The organism is Caenispirillum salinarum AK4 (assembly GCF_000315795.1).
Taxonomy (GTDB): Bacteria; Pseudomonadota; Alphaproteobacteria; order Rhodospirillales; family Rhodospirillaceae; genus Caenispirillum; species Caenispirillum salinarum.
Window position 1 is genome coordinate 255,308 of the sequence record NZ_ANHY01000003.1, and the last position, 21,189, is coordinate 276,496.

Annotated in this window: 19 protein-coding genes and 1 other RNA gene; 10 read left to right on the top strand and 10 right to left on the bottom strand. The window is 69.6% G+C overall.

Annotated elements, in window-relative coordinates; translation table 11 throughout:
* Positions 1-244: 244 nt before the first annotated feature.
* Together C882_RS02640 and C882_RS02645 are read right to left on the bottom strand one after the other, a co-directional pair.
* Positions 245-1,321 (bottom strand): glycosyltransferase family 4 protein, encoded by a 1,077-nt coding sequence (locus C882_RS02640; protein ID WP_051999950.1) that lies wholly within the window; start codon positions 1,319-1,321, stop codon positions 245-247.
* On the bottom strand, positions 1,249-2,223 hold the full coding sequence (locus C882_RS02645; RefSeq protein WP_009538989.1) for a UDP-2,3-diacylglucosamine diphosphatase: 975 nt from the start codon (positions 2,221-2,223) through the stop codon (positions 1,249-1,251). The genes C882_RS02640 and C882_RS02645 overlap by 73 nt, the downstream gene beginning before the upstream one ends.
* 238 nt (positions 2,224-2,461) lie before the next feature.
* On the opposite strand from C882_RS02645, the gene C882_RS02650 reads away from it, so the two are divergent.
* The 4 genes from C882_RS02650 to C882_RS02665 all read left to right on the top strand — a co-directional run bounded on the left by C882_RS02650 (position 2,462) and on the right by C882_RS02665 (position 4,678).
* Positions 2,462-3,442 carry a diacylglycerol/lipid kinase family protein gene (locus tag C882_RS02650; RefSeq protein WP_083875659.1) on the top strand — a complete coding sequence of 327 codons (981 nt, stop codon included), beginning with the start codon at positions 2,462-2,464 and terminating at the stop codon, positions 3,440-3,442.
* 79 nt (positions 3,443-3,521) lie between these two features.
* The gene (locus C882_RS02655; protein ID WP_009538991.1) at positions 3,522-4,028 is read left to right on the top strand and encodes a host attachment family protein; all 507 of its coding nucleotides are present in this window, start codon (positions 3,522-3,524) and stop codon (positions 4,026-4,028) included.
* A 95-nt stretch (positions 4,029-4,123) separates the two neighbouring features.
* Positions 4,124-4,363: a type II toxin-antitoxin system CcdA family antitoxin gene (locus C882_RS02660; RefSeq protein WP_009538992.1), complete on the top strand. Its 240-nt coding sequence runs from the start codon at positions 4,124-4,126 to the stop codon at positions 4,361-4,363.
* 3 nt (positions 4,364-4,366) lie between these two features.
* Positions 4,367-4,678: a CcdB family protein gene (locus C882_RS02665; RefSeq protein ID WP_009538993.1), complete on the top strand. Its 312-nt coding sequence runs from the start codon at positions 4,367-4,369 to the stop codon at positions 4,676-4,678.
* A gap of 8 nt (positions 4,679-4,686) precedes the next feature.
* On the opposite strand, the gene C882_RS02670 is transcribed toward C882_RS02665, so the two are convergent.
* Complete coding sequence (locus tag C882_RS02670; protein ID WP_009538994.1) at positions 4,687-6,042, bottom strand: TldD/PmbA family protein; 1,356 nt, start codon at positions 6,040-6,042, stop codon at positions 4,687-4,689.
* Positions 6,043-6,064: 22 nt separating this feature from the next.
* Positions 6,065-7,573: a UbiD family decarboxylase gene (locus C882_RS02675; protein ID WP_009538995.1), complete on the bottom strand. Its 1,509-nt coding sequence runs from the start codon at positions 7,571-7,573 to the stop codon at positions 6,065-6,067.
* A 226-nt stretch (positions 7,574-7,799) separates the two neighbouring features.
* Between C882_RS02675 and C882_RS02680 the strand changes: the two genes are divergently transcribed.
* Complete coding sequence (locus C882_RS02680; protein WP_009538996.1) at positions 7,800-9,563, top strand: HD family phosphohydrolase; 1,764 nt, start codon at positions 7,800-7,802, stop codon at positions 9,561-9,563.
* Between the two features lie 97 nt (positions 9,564-9,660).
* Positions 9,661-9,924, top strand: a complete 264-nt coding sequence (locus tag C882_RS02685) for a type II toxin-antitoxin system HicB family antitoxin (protein WP_009538997.1) — start codon at positions 9,661-9,663, stop codon at positions 9,922-9,924.
* A 136-nt stretch (positions 9,925-10,060) separates the two neighbouring features.
* Here C882_RS02685 and C882_RS02690 read toward each other — a convergent pair whose 3' ends face one another.
* Together C882_RS02690 and C882_RS02695 are read right to left on the bottom strand one after the other, a co-directional pair.
* On the bottom strand, positions 10,061-11,914 hold the full coding sequence (locus C882_RS02690) for a cyclic nucleotide-binding domain-containing protein (protein ID WP_009538999.1): 1,854 nt from the start codon (positions 11,912-11,914) through the stop codon (positions 10,061-10,063).
* A gap of 77 nt (positions 11,915-11,991) precedes the next feature.
* Positions 11,992-12,231, bottom strand: coding sequence for a hypothetical protein (locus C882_RS02695; protein WP_009539000.1), 240 nt, complete (start codon positions 12,229-12,231; stop codon positions 11,992-11,994).
* 445 nt (positions 12,232-12,676) lie between these two features.
* On the opposite strand from C882_RS02695, the gene ggt reads away from it, so the two are divergent.
* The 3 genes from ggt to C882_RS02710 are packed head-to-tail and all read left to right on the top strand — an operon-like array spanning position 12,677 to position 16,489.
* On the top strand, positions 12,677-14,473 hold the full coding sequence (gene ggt, locus C882_RS02700) for a gamma-glutamyltransferase (RefSeq protein ID WP_009539002.1): 1,797 nt from the start codon (positions 12,677-12,679) through the stop codon (positions 14,471-14,473).
* 11 nt (positions 14,474-14,484) lie between these two features.
* Complete coding sequence (locus tag C882_RS02705; protein WP_009539003.1) at positions 14,485-15,852, top strand: amidase; 1,368 nt, start codon at positions 14,485-14,487, stop codon at positions 15,850-15,852.
* Positions 15,842-16,489 (top strand): flavin reductase family protein, encoded by a 648-nt coding sequence (locus C882_RS02710; protein ID WP_009539004.1) that lies wholly within the window; start codon positions 15,842-15,844, stop codon positions 16,487-16,489. Before C882_RS02705 ends, C882_RS02710 begins: the two co-directional genes overlap by 11 nt.
* Positions 16,490-16,507: 18 nt before the next feature.
* On the opposite strand, the gene C882_RS02715 is transcribed toward C882_RS02710, so the two are convergent.
* The 4 genes from C882_RS02715 to C882_RS22850 form a co-directional block, all read right to left on the bottom strand.
* A complete protein-coding gene (locus tag C882_RS02715) occupies positions 16,508-16,933 on the bottom strand; it encodes a hypothetical protein (RefSeq protein WP_009539005.1) in 426 nt (141 codons plus the stop codon).
* A gap of 49 nt (positions 16,934-16,982) precedes the next feature.
* Complete coding sequence (locus C882_RS02720; RefSeq protein ID WP_009539006.1) at positions 16,983-18,488, bottom strand: carboxypeptidase M32; 1,506 nt, start codon at positions 18,486-18,488, stop codon at positions 16,983-16,985.
* Positions 18,489-18,585: 97 nt separating this feature from the next.
* On the bottom strand, positions 18,586-19,116 hold the full coding sequence (locus C882_RS02725) for a hypothetical protein (protein WP_009539007.1): 531 nt from the start codon (positions 19,114-19,116) through the stop codon (positions 18,586-18,588).
* A gap of 204 nt (positions 19,117-19,320) precedes the next feature.
* Complete coding sequence (locus tag C882_RS22850; RefSeq protein WP_009539008.1) at positions 19,321-20,949, bottom strand: tetratricopeptide repeat protein; 1,629 nt, start codon at positions 20,947-20,949, stop codon at positions 19,321-19,323.
* Between the two features lie 128 nt (positions 20,950-21,077).
* On the opposite strand from C882_RS22850, the gene ffs reads away from it, so the two are divergent.
* An RNA gene (ffs, locus tag C882_RS23800) (signal recognition particle sRNA small type) lies at positions 21,078-21,175 on the top strand.
* The last annotated feature ends 14 nt before the right edge of the window (positions 21,176-21,189 follow it).

A 21,189-nucleotide genomic window follows, 5' to 3' on the forward strand; every position in this document is an offset into this window, starting at 1 on the left:
TGTCCCCGAATCCTCCGCCGCGCCGGGACGGCTTGTCTTCGTCGGGGAGGACTGTATGGCGACTGCTCAAGGCCGGAAGGTGTACCATTGTTGGGGAACCCCGGACCATACCACGAAGGGGCCGCGGGTCAACGACTCCCGCCCGTAATATTGCCGGTGTGCATCATCGTCCGGCGACGGGCGGTCATCTGCCCCGAACATAAGGTGGCGCAGGGCGTCGCGCCACCGGTCCGGCAGAAATGTCCTATTCGGCGGCGGCCTTGCCCTGCGGCGCCGGCTCGCGCTCCTGCGACAGGCTGGGGAAATGGGTGTCGGTATCGAAGGGCGCCAGGTTGTCGAGGAACTGGTCGACGCTCTTGTCCCAGTTGTTGGCCAGGCCGAACGCGCGGCAGCGGTCGCGCGGGATGTCCAGGGCCGCCAAAGCGGCGGCGCGCAGGTCATCGTGCAGCACGCCGACGGGTGCGTCGCCGATGACGTCGCGCGGGCCGGCCACCGGATAGGCGGCCACCGGCGTGCCGCAGGCCAGGGCTTCCAGCACCACCAGACCGAAGGTGTCGGTCAGCGAGGGGAAGACGAAGACGTCGGCGGCAGCGTAGTGACGCGCCAGATCCTCGCCGAACTTGGGCCCGGTGAACGTGACGCCGGGATACTTGCGCTTCAATTCGTCCATCTGCGGCCCGCCGCCGACCACCACCTTGCGGCCCGGCAGGTCGAGGTCGAGGAAGGCGCCAATGTTCTTTTCCACCGCCACGCGCCCGACGTAGAGGAACACCGGCCGGTCGTCCCCGCCGAACAGGGTGCGGGCGTCGGCGGAGGGCTTGAACAGGTCGGTGTCGACGCCGCGGCCCCAGCGCGCGACGTTGGTTACGCCCCAGTGCTTCAACTCGTCCTCGATGCCCTGGGTGGCCACCATCACGCAGCGCGAGGGCCCGTGGAACCAGCGCACCGCCTTGTAGCCCACCGACAGCGGCAGGCGCGTTCGGGCCTGGATGTATTCCGGGAACTTTGTGTGGAAGGCGGTGGTGAAGGGGATGTCGCGCTTGACGCAATAGCGCCGCGCCGCCAGGCCCAGCGGTCCTTCCGTCGCGATGTGGATGACGCAGGGGCGCGCCGCCTCGATCATGTGCGCGACCTTGGACCCGGGCATGAGCGCCAGCGGGATTTCCGGATAGGTCGGACAGGGGATGGTGCGGAAGTCGTTGGGCGTGATGGTATGCACGTCATGCCCGCGCTGCTCCAGCTTGTCCTTCAGCGTGAGAAGCGTGCGAACGACACCATTGACCTGAGGCGTCCAGGCGTCGGAGACGATGAGGATGCGCATTGCAACCCGCTTTCTGCATGGGCCGGGACCCGCTCCTCCCGGCCCGGCTGGGGCGCGGAGGGCGAGGGCGCGTCGGCGGCTTCGGGAAGGGTGACGGGGCGCGAGGCCGCGGTACGGGCGCGGCCGTAGGCCTCCATGGGGGACAGGCCGCGCAGGTCGGCCCAGTGCAGGATCTCCATGCGGCCGTCGAAGTGCTCCACCAGGGCCGAGCAGCTTTCCACCCAGTCGCCGTCGTTGCAGTAGAGCACGCCGTCGATGTCGCGGATTTCGGGATGGTGGATGTGGCCGCAGATGATGCCGTCGGCGCCGCGCTGGCGGGCGACCTCGGCCATGGCCTGCTCGAAGTCCGCGATGTAGGCGACCGCGTTCTTCACCTTGTGCTTCAGGTAGCGCGACAGCGACCAATAGGGCTTGCCGGCGCGCGTGCGGATCACGTTGTACCAGTGGTTCAGCGCCAGGGCCGTGGTGTAGGCCCAGTCGCCCAGGTGGGCCAGCCACTTGGCGTGCGCGATGACGCCGTCGAACTGGTCGCCGTGCATGATAAGGTAGGTGCGGCCGTCGGCGCCGACGTGGGTGGCCTCGAACATCACCTTGATGGCGCCGAACTCGTGGTCGATGTAGTTCCGCGCGAATTCATCGTGGTTGCCGGGAATGAACACCACGTTCGAGCCCTTGCGGGCCTTGCGCAGCAGCTTCTGCAGCACGTCGTTGTGGGCCTGCGGCCAGTACCATGTCTTGCGCAGCCGCCAGCCGTCGACGATGTCGCCAACCAGGTACAGGTTGTCGCTTTCCACGTGCTTGAGGAAGTCCAGCAGAAACTCCGCCTTGCATCCACGGGTCCCCAGGTGGATGTCTGAGATGAAGACCGACCGGAATCGGTGGTTGTGGCTCACCGCGTTCATCGGCGCTCAGGCTCCCCATGTCCGGAGCGTTGCTGACGCAGGCAGGTGTAGAGCCAAAGGCGCTTTAAGTGAATGCTTGCATTGCGGCTGAAAAAAAGATTAACCGCGCTGTAGTTCTTGGTTCACGATGTTGTAATTGTTCTGAAATATTGTAGTTAAGACTTGCGTTGCCCCTGGAGGGTGCGGTTAATCGTGCCGCGAACGGCCCCGATTCGGGCGTGTCCTGCAGTGGAGAGGCATGGTGTTCGATTCCCCGCGCGGCGCCCAGGCGTCCGGCAGCCCGACCGAGCGTGACGACGCCGCGGCCCGCCCCGGCCCCGTCGGCGCGTGTAGCGGACGGCGGCTTATGGTGGTCTTCAACCCGACGGCTGGCGGCAACCGCCGGCGGCGGCTGATGAAAACGCTGAGGCACCTTGACGCGCACGGCTGCGCCGTCGCCCTGCGCGAAACGGCCAAGCCGGGGGATGCCGAAGTGTTTGCCATGGAGGCGAGCGCCAAGGACTGCGACGTGGTGGTGATCGCCGGCGGTGACGGCACCATCAACGAAGCCATCAACGGCATCAGCCGTGGCACCGGCGAGGTGGCGCTCGGCATCATTCCGCTGGGCACCGCCAACGTGCTGGCGCACGAGATCGGCCTGTCGATCCGCCCGGCGAAGGTGGCCGCGGCGCTGGCGCAGGGGCCGATCCGCCGCATCCATCTGGGGGAGGCCGACGGGCGCAAGTTCATGCTCATGGCCGGGGCGGGCTTCGACGCCGAGGTGGTGGAGCACGTGAACCTCAAGCTCAAGCGCGTGATCGGCAAGGGCGCCTACATTCTGGAAATGCTGCGCCAGGCGCGGGCCTATGGTTTTCCCACCCTGCACGTCACGGCCGAGGACACCGGCGAGACCCGCCAGGCGGCCACGGCGGTGGCGCTCAACGGCCGGCATTACGGCGGGCCCTACAAGGTGGTGGGCGACGGCGGCCTGTCAGCCGCCAGCCTGGACATGGTCCTGTTGAAGAGGAAGGGCATGTTTAACGTCATACGGTATGCGACCGGACTGGCCACCGGCCGGCTGGCGCGATTCTCCGACGTGGAGGTGCTGCGCGGCTCATCCTTCAGCATCGACGGCGGCAACGACGAGCCGGTGCAGGGCGACGGCGACATCATCGCCCGCCTGCCCACGCGAATGCGCGTGGCGGAAGAGACCATAGAGGTGGTCTTCCCGCAGGCGTAGCGGCCTCCGGTCGCACGGAAACCCACGCCTTTCGCCGTCCGTTGTAGGGGCAAACCAAGCAAACACGCGAGGTACTCCAATGGACGCCAAGAAGACGTGGATCCTGGTCGCCGACGGAACGCACGCGCGCCTGTTCAGCCATGACGGCCCGGGCAAGCCGCTGCGCGCGGTCGACCATCGCGATTTCGAGGGTGAGGCCGTCAAGGGCCGCGAGGCCTATCGCGACAAGCCCGGCCGCGCCTCGGACGTCAGCCAGGCCGCTCCGGGCCGGCACGTCTACGAGCCCAAGACCAACCCCATGGACGAGGAGCGCCACGACCTCATGCGCGAGGTCATGGACGACCTGAACCGTCACGCTCAGCGCAACGACTTCGACGAGCTGATCGTCTGCGCCCCGCCGCAGACCATGCACGAAGTCCGCGACCAGATGCCCAAGCCGGTGCAGCAGAAGATCGTCGCCGAGGAAACCAAGGACTATACCGGCGACAACGAGGCGGAGCTGGAAAAGCACCTGTCCCACCTTCTGCCCATCGACCCCAACGCCCGCCGCTACGCCGACCCCGACCGCCCCGGCCCGCCGCGCTGAGGCGGACGTCGGCGCCAAGACCGAAAGCCCGGCCCCGGCAACGGCGGCCGGGCTTTGCGTTGTGGGGGGATTGCCACTACAATTAGGAGGTCTGGATGGAGGACCGCCAAATGTCACCCAAGCGCGAAGCCCGCGTGATGATCTCCGAGGATATTCTCCTCGAGGCCGAGAAGCTGGGAGTCGACCTGTCCGAGGCGGTCGAGGAAACGTTGGTTGCCGCGTTGCGGGAGAAGCGGGCGGCGCAATGGCGGGCAGAAAATCGCGAAAGCATTGACAGCTACAACGCCCATATTGAGCGCAATGGCTGCTTTGGCGACGAGTTCCGGACGTTTTGAGGCATGCCGCAGTTCGACGTCCATCGGAACCGCAGTCCACGCTCCCGCAAAACCCATCCGTATCTGTTGAACATCCAAGTCGACCATCTCGCCGAGAATGCGACGCGCGTGGTCATCCCGTTGGTGCCTCTGGGCGCTCTTGTCCCGGCGCGCCGCCTAAATCCAGTCTTCCGCATCGAGTCCGGTGACTACATTCTTTCGACGCTGGAGATTGTGAATATTCGCGCTGCCGACCTTGGCGATGTTGTTGCATCGCTCGAAAGCCAGCGCGGCGAAATCATCGCGGCGCTGGACTTTCTCATCAGCGGAATCTGAGGCCGCCCCTACGCCCCCGCCACCGTCATGCCGTCGATCCGCACCGTCGGCGCGTCCATGCCGAAGCGCATTTCCAGGTCACTCGCGGCCGTCATGTTCATGAACATGTCCTTCAGGTTGCCGGCCACCGTCATTTCGTTGATGGGGAAGGCCAGCTTGCCGTCCTCGATCCAGAAGCCCGCCAGGCCCCGGCTGTAGTCGCCGGTCACGCCGTTGATGCCGTGCCCGAACAGGTCGGTGACGTACACACCCTCTTTCACGCCGGCCAGCATGTCCTCGGCCGACATCTCGCCCGCCTCGATCCACACGTTGGTGGCCGACGGAGACGGCGGAGACCCCGTGCCCCGGCTCGCGTGGCCCGTCGGCGCCAGGCCGAGCTGGCGGGCTGAGCGCAGGTCCAGCAACCAGGTCGTCAGCGTGCCGCCGTCGACGATGTTGCGGCGCTGGTTGGGCAGGCCTTCCGCGTCGCAGGGCTTGGACCGCAGGCCGCGCGGGCGGTGCGGGTCCTCCACGATGGTGATGCCCGGCGCCATGACCGGCTGGTTCATCTTGTCCTTCAGGAACGACGTGCCGCGTGCGATGGACGAGCCGTTGATGGCCCCCAGCAGGTGGCCGATCAGGCCGCGGGCGACGCGCGGGTCGTAGATGACCGGCACGCGGGCGGACTTCACCCGCCGCGCGCCCAGGCGCCGGGCGGCGCGCTCGGCCGCCTTGCGGCCGATCTCGGCGGGGCTCTTCAGGGCGTCGACGTAGTTGGTGGTGTCGTATTCGTAGTCGCGCTCCATCCCCTGCTCGCCGCCCCCGGCCAGCACCACGCACGAGAGCGACGTGTTGGAGACGCGCCAGGAAAAGTTCATGCCGTTGGTGCCGACCACGGCCACCGACGATGAACTCCATCCCGCCTGCGCGCCCTCGCTGTTGGTGACGGCGGGGTTCTGGCGGGCTGTGTCCTCGGCTTCCTTGACCATCTCGATCATCTGATCTGCGGTCAGTTCCGTCGGGTCGAAGCCGTCCAGCTTGGGCAGGTCGGTGGCCAGCTGGTCGGGATCGGCGAGGCCCGCGAAGTCGTCCTCGGGCACCGTCTTCGCCATGGCGACGGCGCGCTCCACCAGTTCGTCCAGGGCGCGCGGCGACTGGTCGGCCGAGGAGACGATGGCCTGGCGCTTGCCGATGAACACCCGCAGGCCCAGGTCGGCGCCCTCGCTGCGCTCCAGGCTTTCCAGCTCGCCCAGCCGCCAGCCGACGGAGACCGACCGGCCGTCGACCATGACGGCGTCGGCGGCGTCGGCGCCGGCCTTGCGGGCGCGGCTCACCACGTCGTCCAGGACGGTCAGCGCGGCGGAATCGACAAGGCTCTGGGTCATGGATGCTCCTTCGGCTCGGCTGCTATTTCCAGATGGGCTTGCCCGAACCGGGCAGGCCGTAACTGTCCCACTTGCGGGTGACCGTGTCGATCACCTCGTCGGTCATGCGGATCTTCTCGCCCCACTCCCGGTGCGTCTCGGGCGGCCACTTGTTGGTGGCGTCCATGCCAAGCTTGCCGCCGAGCCCGCTTTCCGGCGAGGCGAAGTCCAGGTAGTCGATGGGCGTGCCCTCGACAACCGTGATGTCGCGCGCCGGGTCCATGCGGGTGGAGATGGCCCACATGACGTCCTTCCAGTCGCGACAGTCGATGTCGTCGTCCACCACGATGACGAACTTGGTGTACATGAACTGCCGAAGGAAGGACCACACGCCCATCATCACGCGCTTGGCGTGGCCGGGGTAGGCTTTCTTCATGCTGACGACGGCGATACGGTAGGAACAGCCCTCGGGCGGCAGCCAGAAGTCGACGATTTCCGGGAACTGCTGGACCAGCAGGGGAATGAACACCTCGTTCAACGCCTCGCCCAGCACGCTGGGTTCGTCGGGCGGGCGGCCGGTGAAGGTGGACAAATAGATGGGCTTGCGCCGCATGGTGATGGCCGACACCCGGAACACCGGGAAGGGCTCGACCGAATTGTAATAGCCGGTGTGATCGCCGTAAGGCCCCTCGTCGCCAAACTCATCGAGCATGACGTGGCCTTCCAGCACGATCTCGGCCGTGGCGGGAACCTTGAGCGGCACCGTCTTGCAGTCCACCAGGTCCACCTTCTTGCAGCGCAAGAGGCCGGCGAACTGGTATTCCGAGAGCGTGTCCGGCACCGGCGTGACGGCTGCGAGAATCGTGCCCGGATCGGCGCCGATGACGGCGGCGGCGGGCAGGGGCTCCTTCTTTTCCTTGCCCCAGCGGGCGTAGTGCTGCGCCCCGCCGCGATGCTTGAGCCAGCGCATGAGCGTCGTGTTCCGGCCCGTCACCTGCATGCGGTAGATGCCCAGGTTGAACACGTCCTCCTTTTTGCCGGAGGGCCCCTGGGTCACCACCAGCGGCCAGGTGATGAGCGGGGCGGGCTCGCCGGGCCAGCAGCCCTGGACCGGGATGCGCGACAGGTCCACGTCATCGCCCGTCAGCACCACTTCCTGGCAGGGGGCGGAGCCGACGGTGCGGGGCTTCATGGCCATGACCGTCTTCAACAGCGGCATCAACTCCAGCGCCTCGCGCCATCCGCCGGGGGGCTCGGGCTGCTTGAGGAAGGCCAGTGTCTCGCCCACCTCGCGCAGTTCCTCGGGCTTGCGCTCCATGCCGCTGGCGACGCGGTCCACGGTGCCGAACAGGTTGACCAGCACCGGCATTTCGGCCGGGCTGCCGTCGGGGTTGCGCACGTCCTCGAACAGCACGGCAGGGCCGCCCTCGGCCAGGAGGCGGGTCTGGATCTCGGTCATTTCCAGGTATGTGGAAACGGGCGTGCGAACGCGGACCAGGCGGCCGTCGCGCTCCAGCCGGTCCATGAAGTCGCGCAGGGACGAGTACGGCATGGGCTCTTTCTTGTGCATTCAACGGGTTGGACAACAGGACCGGAAGAGGCTTCCGGCGTCAAGCGCAAGTCTTTCCGCAAGCGCGCTGCAAGAGGCCTATCTACCTCTTATGTCTATTGGTAGAGTGAGGCCTGGGAATGGTCGCGCGTCATGCGTGGCAGGATCGGGACGGGAGACAGCCGGACGACGCCAGACGGTCCGGCGCCTTTCCGGAGGGCATTTAACCATGGGTATGCAGCACAACCAGGGCCTGAACCTGGGCGCCATGAGCGGCACCTCGGCCGAGGACGCGCGCCGGGGCAAGCGCCTGGAACGGCTGATCGAACTGGGTATCGCACTCTCGGCCGAGCGGGATCACGACCGGCTGATGGAGCGCATCCTGCTGGAAGCGAAGGACCTGACCAACGCGGACGGCGGGACGCTGTACCTGCGTACGGAAGATGACACGCTGCGGTTCACGATCCTGCGCAACGACACGTTGAACACCGCCATGGGCGGCACCACCGGCAAGGCCATTCCCTTCCCGCCGCTGCCCATGACGCTGCCCGACGGCGCGCCCAACCACAACAACGTCGCCACCCACGCCGCCCTGACCGGGACATCCATCAACATCGTCGATGCCTACGAGGCCGAAGGATTCGACTTTTCCGGCACCAAGACGTTCGACGCGGGCACGGGCTACCGCTCCAAGTCGTTCCTGACCATCCCGCTGAAGAATTTCGGCGGCGCGGTCATCGGCGTGCTGCAGCTCATCAACGCGCGCGATGACGACGGCACCGTCATCCCCTTCACCGACGAGGTGCAGCCGCTGGTGGAAGCCCTGGCCAGCCAAGCGGCAGTGGCCATCGACAACCAGCAGCTCATGGCCGCGCAGCGGGACCTGCTGGACAGCTTCATCAAGGTGATCGCCGACGCCATCGACTCCAAGTCGCCCTACACCGGCGGCCACTGCCGGCGCGTCCCCATGATCGCCGAGCTTCTGGCCGAGGCCGCGTGCAGGGAAACCGAAGGTCCCTTTGCCGAGTTCGACCTGGACGACGATCAGCGCCAGGAACTGCACCTGGGCGCCTGGTTGCACGACTGCGGCAAGGTCACCACGCCGGAATACGTGGTCGACAAGGCGACCAAGCTGGAAACCATCTACGACCGCATCCACGAGGTCCGCACCCGCTTCGAGGTCCTGCGCCGCGACGCCGAGATCGCCCTGTGGAAGGGAATCGCGGAAGGCGGAGACGAGGCGGCGCTGCGGGCGGACTTCGAGAAGACCGTGGCGGCGCTGGAGGACGACTGGGCCTTCATCGCCGAAACCAACATCGGCGGCGAGTTCACCACCGACGAGCGCAAGGCCCGCGTCAAGGAGATCGGCGCGCGGACCTGGACCCGGCATTTCGACCGTACGCTGGGCCTGTCGTGGGAGGAAGGCAAACGCCTGGAGGACACCCCGCCGCCGCCCCCGCCGGCGACCGAACGCCTGCTGGAAGACCGGCCGGACCACAAGGTCGGCATCTACGACAAGGGCGAAATCTACAACCTGTGTGTCGGCCGCGGCACGCTGACCGACGAGGAACGCAAGGTCATCAACGACCACATCGTCGTCACCCAGCAGATGCTGGCGCGCCTGCCCTTCCCCAAGCACCTGAAGCGGGTGCCGCAGATCGCGGGCAATCATCACGAAAAGATGGACGGCACGGGCTATCCCGCCGGCCTGGCGGGCGAGGACATGGACGTGACCGAGCGGATCATGTGCATCGCCGACATCTTCGAGGCGCTGACGGCCGCCGACCGACCCTACAAGACGCCCAAGACGCTGTCGGAATGCGTGAAGATTCTCAATTTCATGCGCAAGGACAACCACATCGACGGCGACCTGTTCGAGCTGTTCCTGCGCTCGGGCGCCTACAAGGAATACGCCGAGGTCTGCCTGCTGCCCGAGCAGATCGACGAGGTCGACCTGAGCCAGTACCTGACGCGCATGGACGCGGCGGAGTAGGGAGGGGCGTCGGCGTCCGAACGAAGCCCCCGCCTCGGGCGTGGATAAGGGGCGGGTGTTTCACCTGCTCCCGGACAACCGCCAGAGGACCTTCCGCATGACGCGCGATGTCGCCTATCCCGCTTCCGTCAGCCGCGAGCCCGCCGCGCCGGGCACGCCCGTGACGGTGCGCCTGCCCCAGTTTCCCGAGCTTGAGGCCGTCGGCCCGACGGAGGGCGAGGCGCTGTCGGAAGCGCAGGTGCGGCTTCAGGGCATGATCAACGACATGGCCGCCCGCGGCGAACAGATCCCCATGCCCACGCAGGCCAGCGGCCCCGGCCAAGTCAGCGTCACGGTGCACGTGCCCGAGCCGCCAGAGTAGCCGGAAGGGTGCAAGAGTTGCGCTTTGTCGCCTGCCGCCACGGCCACCGCCACCACCACGACGTGACCACTGACCGGGAGCGCGAGGGCGCGTCGCCCTCGCATCCTTTCATCGCGCCGCAGGCGCGAAGCCGCCGTTAGCCGCTGCCGTCCGTCGCCTCGCGCGCCGCCACCTCGCCGCCCAGGCGGCGCAGCAGGCCCTCGGCGCGGCCCAGGTTCTTTTCCGCCACGCGCGCCAGCATCCCGGCGCCGTGGCCGCGGTAGACCTCGACGGCGTCGGTGAAACACGCCACGGCCTGGTCCAGCGGCTTGGGGTCGCGGGTGTGCTTCGCCAGCAGGAACAGGGCCGTGCCCAGGCTGTTGCGGCTGGCCGCCCACAGGATGGGCGTCGTCGACGGGTCGCGCACGGTCAGCGCGTTGCGGCTGGTGCCGACGGCCCGTTCCAGCACCTCCTGGTTCTTGTGCTGGTCGCCGTAGACCTGCAGCACCTGGCTGACGTTGTGCATGACGTCGGCCCAGTGCCACGGAAAGTTGCCCCGCGTGAACACCGTCAGCGCGTGCTGGAAGGCTCCGACGGCCTCGCGCAGCGCGTCGACGTTGCCTTCCGTCATGTCCAGGCGGAACAGCACCGTGCCCAGGCGGTTGTGCAGGCCCGCCCATTCCACCGGCGCCACCGAGCGTTCCGTGCCGTAGATGGCGTTGCGGAAACCCTCTGCCGCGGCGTGCAGGTATTCGGCGTTGCCGGTGCGCTCGCCGACGGCCTGGTAGACCAGCGCCAGCTGGCGTTGCAGGCAGTACCAGACCTCGGCGTCTTCCTGCGGCGTCCATTCGATGGCGGCGCGCAGCACGTCGGCGCCGTATTCCTGCAGGCCGGTGCCGGGCGACAGGGTGCCCGCGGCGGCGCAGGCGATGCCGTAGCAGGCGAAGATCTGCGCCGTCTCGATCTGGTAGAGGCCGTCCACCGGCGTATCGATGAACACCCGCGCGGCCTCAAGCCAGCCCGGCAGGCGGGCGGCGAGCGTCTGCGCCTGGGCCTCGCCGCGCGGTTCGATGGCGGCCATGACCACCGACTGCACCAGCGCCGCCCAGCTTTCGTCGAAGTAGCAGGGCACCGGCAGCCACAGCAGCGGATGCGGCCGCCCGGCACGTTCCTCCTCGCTGAGCGAGGCGGCGGTCATGTGGATGCGGTCCATGCGGCCTTCGCCGTCCACCGCGCCCCACAGGACCAGGTCGGCGCGCTCCTCGGCCAGCCAGCGCTGGGCGCTGGCGTTGGCGCGCCGCGCCTGTTCCCCGGGCATGAGCAGAAGGTCCGCCTCGGCCGGAAGAGGGGTGCCGTGGGCGCGGACGGAGAAGCCCTCCAGTTGCTCCAGCCAGGCGATCAGGTGGGGGCGCTGGGTGTCCTCGGGGTCGTTGGCGAAGGGGGCAACCAGCACCTCGAAGGGGCGCACCGCACCATCGCGCTTCTCGCCGCTGGAGGAGCGCCAGCGGCCGAACAGGCGGGCGAGCAGGGTGGGGCGGCGCGGCTCGGCCAGGACCGACAGTTCGGGCAGGCCGTAGGCGTCGACGGGCACGGGCAGGTTGGTCGTCTCGCCGCTCCGGCGCCGGCGCCCGGACCCGGCGCTGCCGCCCTCGTCACCGCCCCAGTAGGAGATGGCGGCACGGTCGTCGGTCTCGCGCAGGCGCTGGGCCAGCTTGGACATGACCTTCATGGCCGTCGCCGGATCGTCCTCGATGCGGCGCAGGAACTCGCGGCGGGGAATCACCTTCACCGCCACGTCGCCGGAGGCATAGGCAGTGGCCGTGCGCGGCGAATTGTCCAGCAGCCCCAGCTCGCCGAACAGTTCGTCGCGGGTGGCCGTCCCCATCAGCACGGGCCCGGCCCGGCTGTCGTGGTACAGGTCGACGCGCCCCGACTGCACGATGTAGGCGCTGTCGGAGCGGTCGCCTTCGGCGTAGATGATCTCGCCGTCCTTGAACTTCCGCGTCTTCACGGCCGGTCAGCCCCCGTACCGGTGGCGGGGGCGTCGGCGCGCGCGGCGGCGGCGGACGGCAGCGGCGGGTTCGCGTTTCAGCCCTCGGACCCTCCCGGCGGGCGGTCGTACTGGATGGCGCCCTGGTAGACGCGGGCGGTGCGGTCGCCGCGGGTCACGGCGATGAAGCGGTGGCCGTTCTCGTCCTCGTCCATGGCGATCTGGATGGCGCCCGACTCCAGGTCCTGCGCGACCTGCTTGTCCTCCATCTCCAAAGCCTTGGCGATGCTGCCGACCAGGGCGTTGATCTCGTCATACATTTCGCGGTTGTCGCTCACGGCGTCGAAATCCTCGGGCGTTGCGCGGATGGTGCCTTTTCGGCACGCACCATAGCACCGCGCGCGCGACGACGCGAACCCCCGAGGCATCCCGGACAGTCGGCTCAAGCATGATGGAGGGGAAAGAGGCGCTCGGGGCGGCGGTGACCGGATGGTCGACGGAGGGGGATGATGCTCCGGTCACTGCCGCCCCTTAAGGGGGAAGGGGACCCCTTGGCGCTTTAACGCCCGAAACCGGGGTTTCGGGTCTCAAGACTTTTCTGGCTGTCCGCACCGGCTGAAGGGGAGGCCGGCGGGAGCCGGGGCGCTCCGCCTATACCGGAGTGCCTTAGTCAAGAAATAGTCGGAAGAATTCCAACATGCAACCCAAAAAACGTGCGGTGCAGGGGGAGGGGGCGTTATGCTCGCGTCGGATGTTGCCGCAGTGACCCCTGGGAGATGCCGAATGCCGAGACACTTCAAGCCCTTGGCCGCGCTTTTCGCGCTGACGCTGGCCGCCTGCGCGACCCCGGAAACGCCGCCCCCCGCGGCGGTCCAGGCGCCGCCGCCGGAGCCCGTGGCCCAGCCCGAGATCGCGACCGGCTGGACCGCCAAGGACCCGGTCCGGGCGACGGAGTTCATGATCGCGGCGGCGAATCCGCATGCCGCCAAGGCCGGCTTCGACATGCTCAAGCGCGGCGGCGCGGCCATCGACGCGGCCATCGCCGCCCAGGCCGTGCTGACGCTGGTGGAGCCGCAGTCCAGCGGCATCGGCGGCGGCGCCTTCCTGCTGTATTTCGACGACGAGACCCGCCGCCTGACCAGCTGGGACGGCCGCGAAACAGCCCCCGCCGCCGCCACGCCCGAACGGTTCCTCGACGACGCCGGCAATCCCCGCGGTTTCTACGACGCGGTGGTGGGCGGCGTGTCCGTCGGCGTCCCGGGCGTCCTGCGCATGATGGAGGCGGTGCACGCGCGCGAGGGCCGGCTTGCCTGGGCAGACCTGTTCGAGCCCGCAATCGCGCTGGCCGAGGGCGGGTTCGCCGTCAGTCCGCGCCTGCACCAGATGCTTGCCGCCGAGGAGCACCTGCCGAAGATGCCCGCCGCCAGCGCCTACTTCTACGGCGAGGACGGCGAGGCCCCGCCGGTGGGCACGGTGCTGCGCAATCCCGAACTGGCGGCCACGCTGCGCGCCATCGCCGAGGGCGGGGCGGATGCGTTCTATGAAGGGCCGCTCGCCCGCGCCATCGTGGCGGCGGTGAACGGGGCGGAGCGCAATCCCGGCGATCTGGCGCTGTCCGACCTGGCCGGCTACGAGGCCAAGGAGCGTCCGCCGGTGTGCATCAGCTACCGCGCCCAGCTGGTGTGCGGCATGGGTCCGCCGTCGTCGGGCGGCATCGCAGTCGGTCAGATCCTCGGCATGCTGGACACCGTCTCGCCGGTGCTGGTGAAGGACCCCTTGAGCGTCCGCACCGCACACTTCCTGACGCAGGCGGAGCGGCTGGCCTTCGCCGACCGCAACCGCTACGTCGCCGACAGCGACTTCGTGGACGTGCCCGTCTCGGGCCTGCTGGACAAGGGTTACCTGCGCAAGCGGGCCCAGATGATCCGCCCCGACAGCCTGATCCCCAACCCCAGGCCGGGCACGCCCAACGGCCTGTCGCAGCAGGCGGCGGCGCTGGGCGACGGCGATGCGCTGGAACTGCCGTCCACCAGTCAGGTCAGCGTGGTGGACAAGTACGGCGACGCCCTGTCCATGACCACCTCCATCGAGAACGCCTTCGGCTCGCGGGTTTTCGTGAAGGGCTTCCTGCTGAACAACCAGCTCACCGACTTCTCCTTCTCGCCCAGGGACGAGGAGGGCCGCCCTGTCGCCAACCGGGTGGAGCCGGGCAAGCGGCCGCGCAGCTCCATGGCGCCGACCATCGTGCTGGGACAGACGGCGCGGCCGGTGCTGGTGACGGGCTCGCCGGGCGGGCCGCGCATCATCGGCTACACCGCGCAGTCGGTGATGGCCGCCGTCGACTGGGACATGGACCCGCAGGAGGCGGCCAGCCTGCCCCACGTGCAAAGCCGCGGCGGCCCGACCGAGCTTGAGGCCGGCACGCCGGCGGAAGTGCTGGCCGGCGGCCTGCGGGAGCGGGGTCATACCATCCGGGTCACCGACATGACCAGCGGCCTGCACATCATCGCCATGCCAGAGGACGGCCCGATCCTGGGCGGTGCCGACCCGCGCCGCGAAGGCGTGGCGCTGGGCGAGTGAGGAGGCGCGCCATGGACCCGATGACGCCCATCGCGGCGCTGCTGGCCGACCTGGCCGACGGGCGCACCACCTCCCGCGCGCTGACCGAGGCCTGCCTGGCACGGGCGAAGGCGCCGGACGGGGAAGGCGCGCGCGTCTTCACCCTGATTGACGATCGGGCAGCACTGGCCGCCGCCGACGCCGCCGACGCGCTGCGGGCGGCGGGCATCGACGGCGGACCGCTGCTGGGCCTGCCGGTCTCGGTGAAGGACCTGTTCGACGTGAAGGGCCAGGTGACGGCCGCCGGCTCGGTGGTGCGTGCCGACGACCCGCCGGCGACCGCCGATGCGCCGGCGGTGCGCCGCCTGCGGGCGGCCGGGGCGGTGGTGGTCGGGCGCACCAACATGACCGAGTTCGCCTTTTCGGGCGTCGGGTTGAACCCGCACCACGGCACGCCGCGCAACCCCTGGGACCGGGCGACGGGCCGCATTCCCGGCGGCTCCTCGGCCGGCGCGGCGGTCTCGGTGACCGACGGCATGGCGGCGGCGGCTTTGGGCACCGACACCGGCGGTTCGGTGCGCATCCCGGCCGGGCTGTGCGGGCTGGCCGGCTTCAAGCCGACGCAGGCCCGCGTGCCGCGCGACGGCGCCTTTCCGCTGTCCTACGCCATGGACTCGGTGGGGCCGCTGGCGCCGACGGTGGCGTGCTGCGCGCTGCTGGATGCGGTGCTGGCGGGCGCCGAGCCGGTGGTGCCCGAGCCCATGCCAATCAAGGACCTGCGCGTGGCGGTGCCCCAGGGGCTGGTGCTCGACGACATGGACGAATCGGTGGCGGAGCGGTTCGAGACGGCGCTGCACACCCTGTCCGCCGCCGGCGTGCACGTGGACGGCCTGGGCGTCGCCGACCTGCTGGACACCACCTATGTCGCCCGTCAGGCGCTGGAGGTGACGGTGGAGGCCTGGTCCATCCACCGCCACCGCGCGGCCACGGACGCGGCGCGCTTCGACCAGCGGGTCCTGGCCCGCATGAAGGCGGCCGACGGCCTGAGCGCGGCCGACGTCATCGACCTGCAGCTTTGGCGCAAGGACTTCCAGCGGCGGTGGAACGTCCTTGCGGCGGACTATGATGCGCTGCTGTGGCCCACCCTGCCGACGCTGGCGCCCACCATCGCCCAGGTGGATGCCGACGAGGAAAGCTACAACCACTGGAACCGCCTCATGCTGCGCAACACGCGGTTGGTCAACGTGCTGGACGGCTGCGCGGCGACGATCCCCATTCACCGCCCCCGCGAGGCCGCCGTCGGCCTTCAGGTGGTCGGGCCGACGGGAGCCGACACGCGCACGCTGCGCGTGGCCCTGGCGCTGGAGGCGGCGCTTTCGGAGATGCGCGATGTTCCATGAAGTCGGCCAGCCGCACGGGCTGCCCTACAACCCGTTCAAGAGCTGCGTCATCCCCCGCCCCATCGGCTGGATCACCAGCGTCGACACGCAAGGGCGGGTGAACCTGGCGCCGTTCAGCTTCTTCAACGCCCTGGCGAGCGAACCGCCGCTGGTGATGATCTCCATCAACGGGCGCCACGGCGGCGGCGGGCCCAGCAAGGACACCCTCGCCAACTGCCGTGAGACCGGCGAGTTCGTGGTGAACATGGCGACCTATGCCCTGCGCGACGCCGTCAGCGCCACCTCCGGCCCGCTGCCCACGGGCGAGAGCGAACTGGACGCCGCCGGCCTGACGGCGGAGCCGAGCCAACTGGTCGCTCCGCCGCGCGTGGCCGAGAGCCCCATCCACCTGGAATGCCGGGTGCACCAGATCATCGACCTGCCGTCGGACAACCCGGACAGCCGCAACACCATGGTGATCGGCCGGGTGGTCGGCGTGCATATCCGCGATGATGCCCTGACGGAAGACGGCCGCGTCGACGTGGAAAAGATCCAGCCCATCGCCCGGCTGGGCTATCAGGACTACGCCACCGTCGACCGCATCTGGCAGCTCACCCGCCCCAAGGGCGGCGGTGACAGGACTGCCGAGGGACGGTAGCGGGAGCCTCGCGCCACCCTATTCGAACTCCTCCGCCGCGCAGGCGAGCGCCCGTTCGCGGTGGAGGCGGCGGGCTTCTTCCACTGCCATGCCGTCGTCCAGCAGGTCGCGGCGGAGGCGGGCGTAGTGGAGAACGATGCAGTCAAGCAGGTCGCGGTAGAACGACTCCCCGCATCCCAGGTCGTCGAACCGTATGGGGGCCTCGGCGAAGACGCGGGAGGCCAGGGCCGGCTCGCGGTCGGGGATGAAGCTTTGGATGGCGTGCTCGGCCAGTCCGGCGGCCAGGGCGGTGCAGATGCCGGGGTCGTCCTCGTTCATCACGAAGATGTCGCCGAAGGTGGCGCCGGCGGACGTGGTGTCGGCCACGTCGTATTGCGCCGCCGCCGGCAGGGCGGCGAGCAGCAAGAGAAGGGCGAGGGCGGCGAGGCAGCGGCGCAGGCTCATGAAGGATGAACGCGCCGCGGCTGCTCCGGGATCAATCCTCCAGCCGGGATCAATCCTCCAGATAGCGCCCGCGCAGATGGGTGAGGAAGGCCTTGGCGCTCAGCGGTTCGCCGGTCGCCTTCACCAGAAGCTCGCGCGTCGACAGGCTGGAGCCGTGGCGGTGGACGTTCTGCCGCAGCCAGCCCAGCAGCGGTCGGAAATCGCCGACGGCCAGGCATTCGGGGATGCGCGGCTCGGTCTCGCAGGCCGACAGGAACAGCTGCGCCGCCGTCATGGCGCCCAGGGTGTAGGTGGGGAAGTAGCCGAAGGCGCCGTCGTACCAGTGGATGTCCTGCAACACGCCGCGGCGGTCGTCGGGCACGGTGAGGCCGAGCAGGCGCTGCATGCCTTCGTTCCAGGCCTCGGGCAGGTCGTCGATCTCCAGCCGGCCGGCGATCAGGTCGCGCTCCAGGCGGTAGCGGAGGATGACGTGGGCGGGATAGGTGACCTCGTCGGCGTCGACCCGAATGAAGCCCGGCTCCACCAGCGTGTTCAGGCGGTACAGGTTCTCCGCCTCCCACGCCTGGCCGGCGCCGCCGAAGGCCTCGCGCAGGACCGGGGCGGCGTAGATGGCGAAGGGGCGCGAGCGGCAGGCCAGCATTTCCGTCAGAAGCGACTGGCTTTCGTGGACGCTCATGCCGCGCGCCTTGCCGACGGGCTGCTTGCGCCATTCCGCCGGCAGGCCCTGTTCATAGAGCGCGTGGCCGGTCTCGTGCAGGACGCCCATGAAGGCCTGGGCGAAATCGTCTTCCTCGTACCGGGTGGTCAGGCGCAGGTCGTCGGACGAGCCGCCGCAGAAGGGGTGGGCGGAGACGTCCAGCCGTCCGTGGGTGAAGTCGAAGCCCAGCGTCTTCATGAAGCGTGCGGCGACGGCCTTCTGCGTCTCGATGGGAAAGGGACCCTTGGGGCGCACCGGTGGCGGTCGCCGGCCCTGCGCCTCCAGCACTTCGCCCAGCAGGTTGGGCAGCACCGATTCCAGGTCGGCGAACAGCATGTCGATGGAATCGGCGCGGCCGCCCGGCTCGTACTGGTCCAGCAGTGCGTCATAGGGCGTGACGCCCAGCGCTTCGGCCTTGGCCTGGGCCATCTCGCGCGTCAGGTCCAGGACGATCTTCAGCTTGGGCGCCACGGCGGCGAAGTCGCTGGCCGGGCGGGCGGTGCGCCAGGTCATCTCGCAGGACGAGCAGGCCCGCGACAGGGCCTCCACCAGATGGGCGGGCACCGCGCTGGCGTGGGCGTGCAGGCGGGCGATCTCGCGCAGGTTGGCCTTCTGCCAGGCGTCCAGGTCGTCGACGCGGGCCTCGGCGGCGGCGATCCATTCCGCCACCCGCGGATCGACGGTCATCTCGTGCTCGATGGCCGACAGGGTCGCGAGCTGGTCGGCGCGGCTGTCCGCCCCGCCGTCGGGCATCATGGTCGCGGCGTCCCAGTGCAGGAAGCCGGCGGCATCGCCCAGCGCGCCCAGGCGGGCGAAACGGGTTTCAAGCTGATGGTAGGGGGTGGGATCGGCGGCCATGAACGTCCTCTGGACTTGGGGGCTGAGGGATCATGCCCCAATTGACCTGTGGCCTCAAACATCCGCGGGCAAAGGCCGGTGTCGACCCGCCGCCGGGTCAGAACCCCATCAGTTCGTCGATCTCGTTCTGGTGCAGGGCGACGTCGTTGCCGTGGATGATGGCGCTGGCGACGTCGATCAGGCGCTGCAGCGCCCGGCTGGCGGCGACGGCGCGGGCGCGCAGAAGGTCGGGGTCCTCCAGGCCGTCGGCCATGCGGTCCAGCGACAGGGCCACCAGTTCGTTCATCTGGCCGATGGTCTGCTCGAAGGGCTGGCGGAAGCGCTCCGGCACGTAGTCGTAGGCCTCGATCGCGAGCTGCTTGTCCGAGAACGAGGAATCGCGGAAATGGTCCTGATAGCCCTTGGGCTCCCAGGCGCGGCATTCCTCGATCATGTCGGGCATGTCCGGAACCATTTCCAGGAGCATGATGATCTCGTTGAAATGGTTCAGGTAATCGGTCGCCAGCAAAGTCTGGCTGTTGATGTTGGCGTCCGCGACGCGGGCGCGAAACGCCTCGTAGGCGGCGCCGTCGGCGTCGCCCGCGGGTTCCTGCCGTGTTGCCGCCGCTGCTGCGGAGTGGTCGGCCATGATGCTCCGATTCCTGGAACGGCGGCGCGCTGCCGCCGGTCTTAATCCCCCGGTATGAGGGGGCGAGTATCCCTCAACTCCCCCCACCGGATCAACGCTCGCGACGGACGTGCGCCGGGACGCGCCGTGGTGGTGTCCGGCAACGGAGGGGCATCCGCCGGCGGACGGTTATTTCACACCTTCGCAGTCGGTTAAAGCGGTGGATCAGGCCCCGGCCGCTTTTCGCGCTCGGCCGGCCAGGGCGGCGACCGGGCGGCCGGCCTCGGTCCGCAGGCGCGTTGGCTCCAGCGCCTCCACCGCCAGGCCGGCCTCTCGGAAGGTGCGGGAGAGATAGCCGGCACGGTGGGCGTAGCGGCCGTGCGGGTTCAGGCGCCAGTCCGGTGCGTCCGGGGTGTCCTCCAGGCTTTCCGCCGTAAAGGCGAGGCAGCCGCCCGCCGCCAGGGCCCGCGCCGCGGCACGGGCCAGGGGGGCAAGGTCGCCGATGTAGATGAGCACGTCGGCGGCGGCGATCAGGTCCCAGGCGCCGGGCGGGGCCGCTTCCAGGAAGGCGACCGCCTCGGCCTCGTGGCCGGCGTCGTAGAGCGGCCGGGCGCGGGCGAGCATCTCGGGCGACAGGTCCACGCCCTCCAGCCGGGCCGCGCGGGGACGCAGGGCCGAAGCGCAGAGCCCCGTGCCGCAGCCCAGGTCGAGGACCCGGCGGCCGTCCGGCTCGCCGGCCGCCAGCTCGGCGATGACCGCCGGGCCGCGATAGTCCAGCGCCGCCAGCTTGTCGTCGAAGGTTGCCGCGAAGGCGTCGAAGGTGGCCTTCACGAAGCCGCTCTCGGCCCGCACCGCGCCGTCCGTCTCCGCCCGGCCCATGAGAGGGGGCGCCATGTGGCGCGCGATGGGCGCATCGGGCGTGTTCGACAGCCAGTCCCGGGCCTTGCGCGCGGCCGCGGCCGGGTTCCTGGCGCGCAGGGCGTACAGCGCCTGGCCCATCAGCGTGTGGGCCTCGTCCAGCGCCGGCGCGTGGGCCAGCGCGACCGCGCAGGCCTCCGCGGCCTCGGAGGGGCGGTCGAGGGCGAGCGCGGCGGCGGCCCGGCCGGCGTGCGCCTCGGCATAGTGCGGGGCGCGCTCGACCGCCGACGTGAAGGCCTCTCGCGCCTCGGCCGGGCGGTCGGCGTCCTTGAGCGCGTTGCCGAGCGTGTAGTGCGCCTGGGGCAGGGCCGGATCCGCGGCGACGGCGGCGCGGGCCTCGTCCACGGCCGCCGCCGGCCGGCCCTGCCGCCACAGGGCGTCGGCGAGGTTGGCGCGGGCGGCGGCGTGGCCGGGCTTGAGCCGCAGGGCCGCGCGCAACTCCGCCTCGGCGGCGGCCAGTTGTCCCGATTCGCGCAAGGCCAGGCCCAGGTTGTTGCGCAGCCCGGCATGGTCCGGGGCGCGGGCGACCGCCTCTCCATAGGCTTCGGCGGCGGCGGCGGGCTCACCCCTGGCGCGCAGGCAGGCGCCCAGGTTCGCCCGCGGCACGGGGTCGGACGGCGCCAGGCGGACGGCCTGGCGATAGGCGTCAGCGGCGTCGTCCAGGCGGCCGGCATCCTTCAGCGCAAGGCCGAGGCTGCGGTGATGGTCGGCGACCTCCGGCGCCCGCCGGACGGCCTGGCGCAGGTGCTTGACCGCGGCTTCCGGCCGACCGCGCTGGTGCACGGCGAGGCCCAGCAGGTATTGCAGGCGGGGGTCCTTGGGCCGGCGGCGGGCGAGGCGGCGATAGGCCTTCTCAGCCTCGTCGAGGCGGCCGCCCCGGTGCAGGGCGATGGCGTGGGACAACGGCCCGTCGGCCGCAGCGTCGAACGGGGACATGGCGGTCTCCTTTTCGGTCGCGCGGGCGGGGGCCTCAGGCTCAAGTGTGCCAAGCCCGTAACCGCTCTGCAAGAAAAGCCGGTTATCCCCTTGCGCATCACCCCCGATCTCCTGATATAACCGCGTCGGAAGGCTGGCGGCGGACGGACTCCTCGCCAACCCGGTCAGGCCCGGAAGGGAGCAGCCGTAACGAGTTTTCGGTCCGGGTCGCCGTCCAGTCTTCCACCTTCTTCAAGGTTG

What these genes read in the sequence shown, in the direction of transcription:
- C882_RS02705 (WP_009539003.1), top strand. Translation starts at nt 14,485, where the DNA reads ATGGACCCGATGACGCCCATCGCGGCGCTGCTGGCCGACCTGGCCGAC.
- C882_RS02675 (WP_009538995.1), bottom strand. Translation starts at nt 7,573, where the DNA reads ATGCCGTACTCGTCCCTGCGCGACTTCATGGACCGGCTGGAGCGCGAC.
- C882_RS02665 (WP_009538993.1), top strand. Translation starts at nt 4,367, where the DNA reads ATGCCGCAGTTCGACGTCCATCGGAACCGCAGTCCACGCTCCCGCAAA.
- C882_RS02720 (WP_009539006.1), bottom strand. Translation starts at nt 18,488, where the DNA reads ATGGCCGCCGATCCCACCCCCTACCATCAGCTTGAAACCCGTTTCGCC.
- C882_RS02680 (WP_009538996.1), top strand. Translation starts at nt 7,800, where the DNA reads ATGGGTATGCAGCACAACCAGGGCCTGAACCTGGGCGCCATGAGCGGC.
- C882_RS02670 (WP_009538994.1), bottom strand. Translation starts at nt 6,042, where the DNA reads ATGACCCAGAGCCTTGTCGATTCCGCCGCGCTGACCGTCCTGGACGAC.
- C882_RS02655 (WP_009538991.1), top strand. Translation starts at nt 3,522, where the DNA reads ATGGACGCCAAGAAGACGTGGATCCTGGTCGCCGACGGAACGCACGCG.
- C882_RS02650 (WP_083875659.1), top strand. Translation starts at nt 2,462, where the DNA reads ATGGTGTTCGATTCCCCGCGCGGCGCCCAGGCGTCCGGCAGCCCGACC.
- C882_RS02710 (WP_009539004.1), top strand. Translation starts at nt 15,842, where the DNA reads ATGTTCCATGAAGTCGGCCAGCCGCACGGGCTGCCCTACAACCCGTTC.
- C882_RS02725 (WP_009539007.1), bottom strand. Translation starts at nt 19,116, where the DNA reads ATGGCCGACCACTCCGCAGCAGCGGCGGCAACACGGCAGGAACCCGCG.
- C882_RS02715 (WP_009539005.1), bottom strand. Translation starts at nt 16,933, where the DNA reads ATGAGCCTGCGCCGCTGCCTCGCCGCCCTCGCCCTTCTCTTGCTGCTC.
- C882_RS02685 (WP_009538997.1), top strand. Translation starts at nt 9,661, where the DNA reads ATGACGCGCGATGTCGCCTATCCCGCTTCCGTCAGCCGCGAGCCCGCC.
- C882_RS02660 (WP_009538992.1), top strand. Translation starts at nt 4,124, where the DNA reads ATGGAGGACCGCCAAATGTCACCCAAGCGCGAAGCCCGCGTGATGATC.
- ggt (WP_009539002.1), top strand. Translation starts at nt 12,677, where the DNA reads ATGCCGAGACACTTCAAGCCCTTGGCCGCGCTTTTCGCGCTGACGCTG.
- C882_RS02645 (WP_009538989.1), bottom strand. Translation starts at nt 2,223, where the DNA reads ATGAACGCGGTGAGCCACAACCACCGATTCCGGTCGGTCTTCATCTCA.
- C882_RS22850 (WP_009539008.1), bottom strand. Translation starts at nt 20,949, where the DNA reads ATGTCCCCGTTCGACGCTGCGGCCGACGGGCCGTTGTCCCACGCCATC.
- C882_RS02640 (WP_051999950.1), bottom strand. Translation starts at nt 1,321, where the DNA reads ATGCGCATCCTCATCGTCTCCGACGCCTGGACGCCTCAGGTCAATGGT.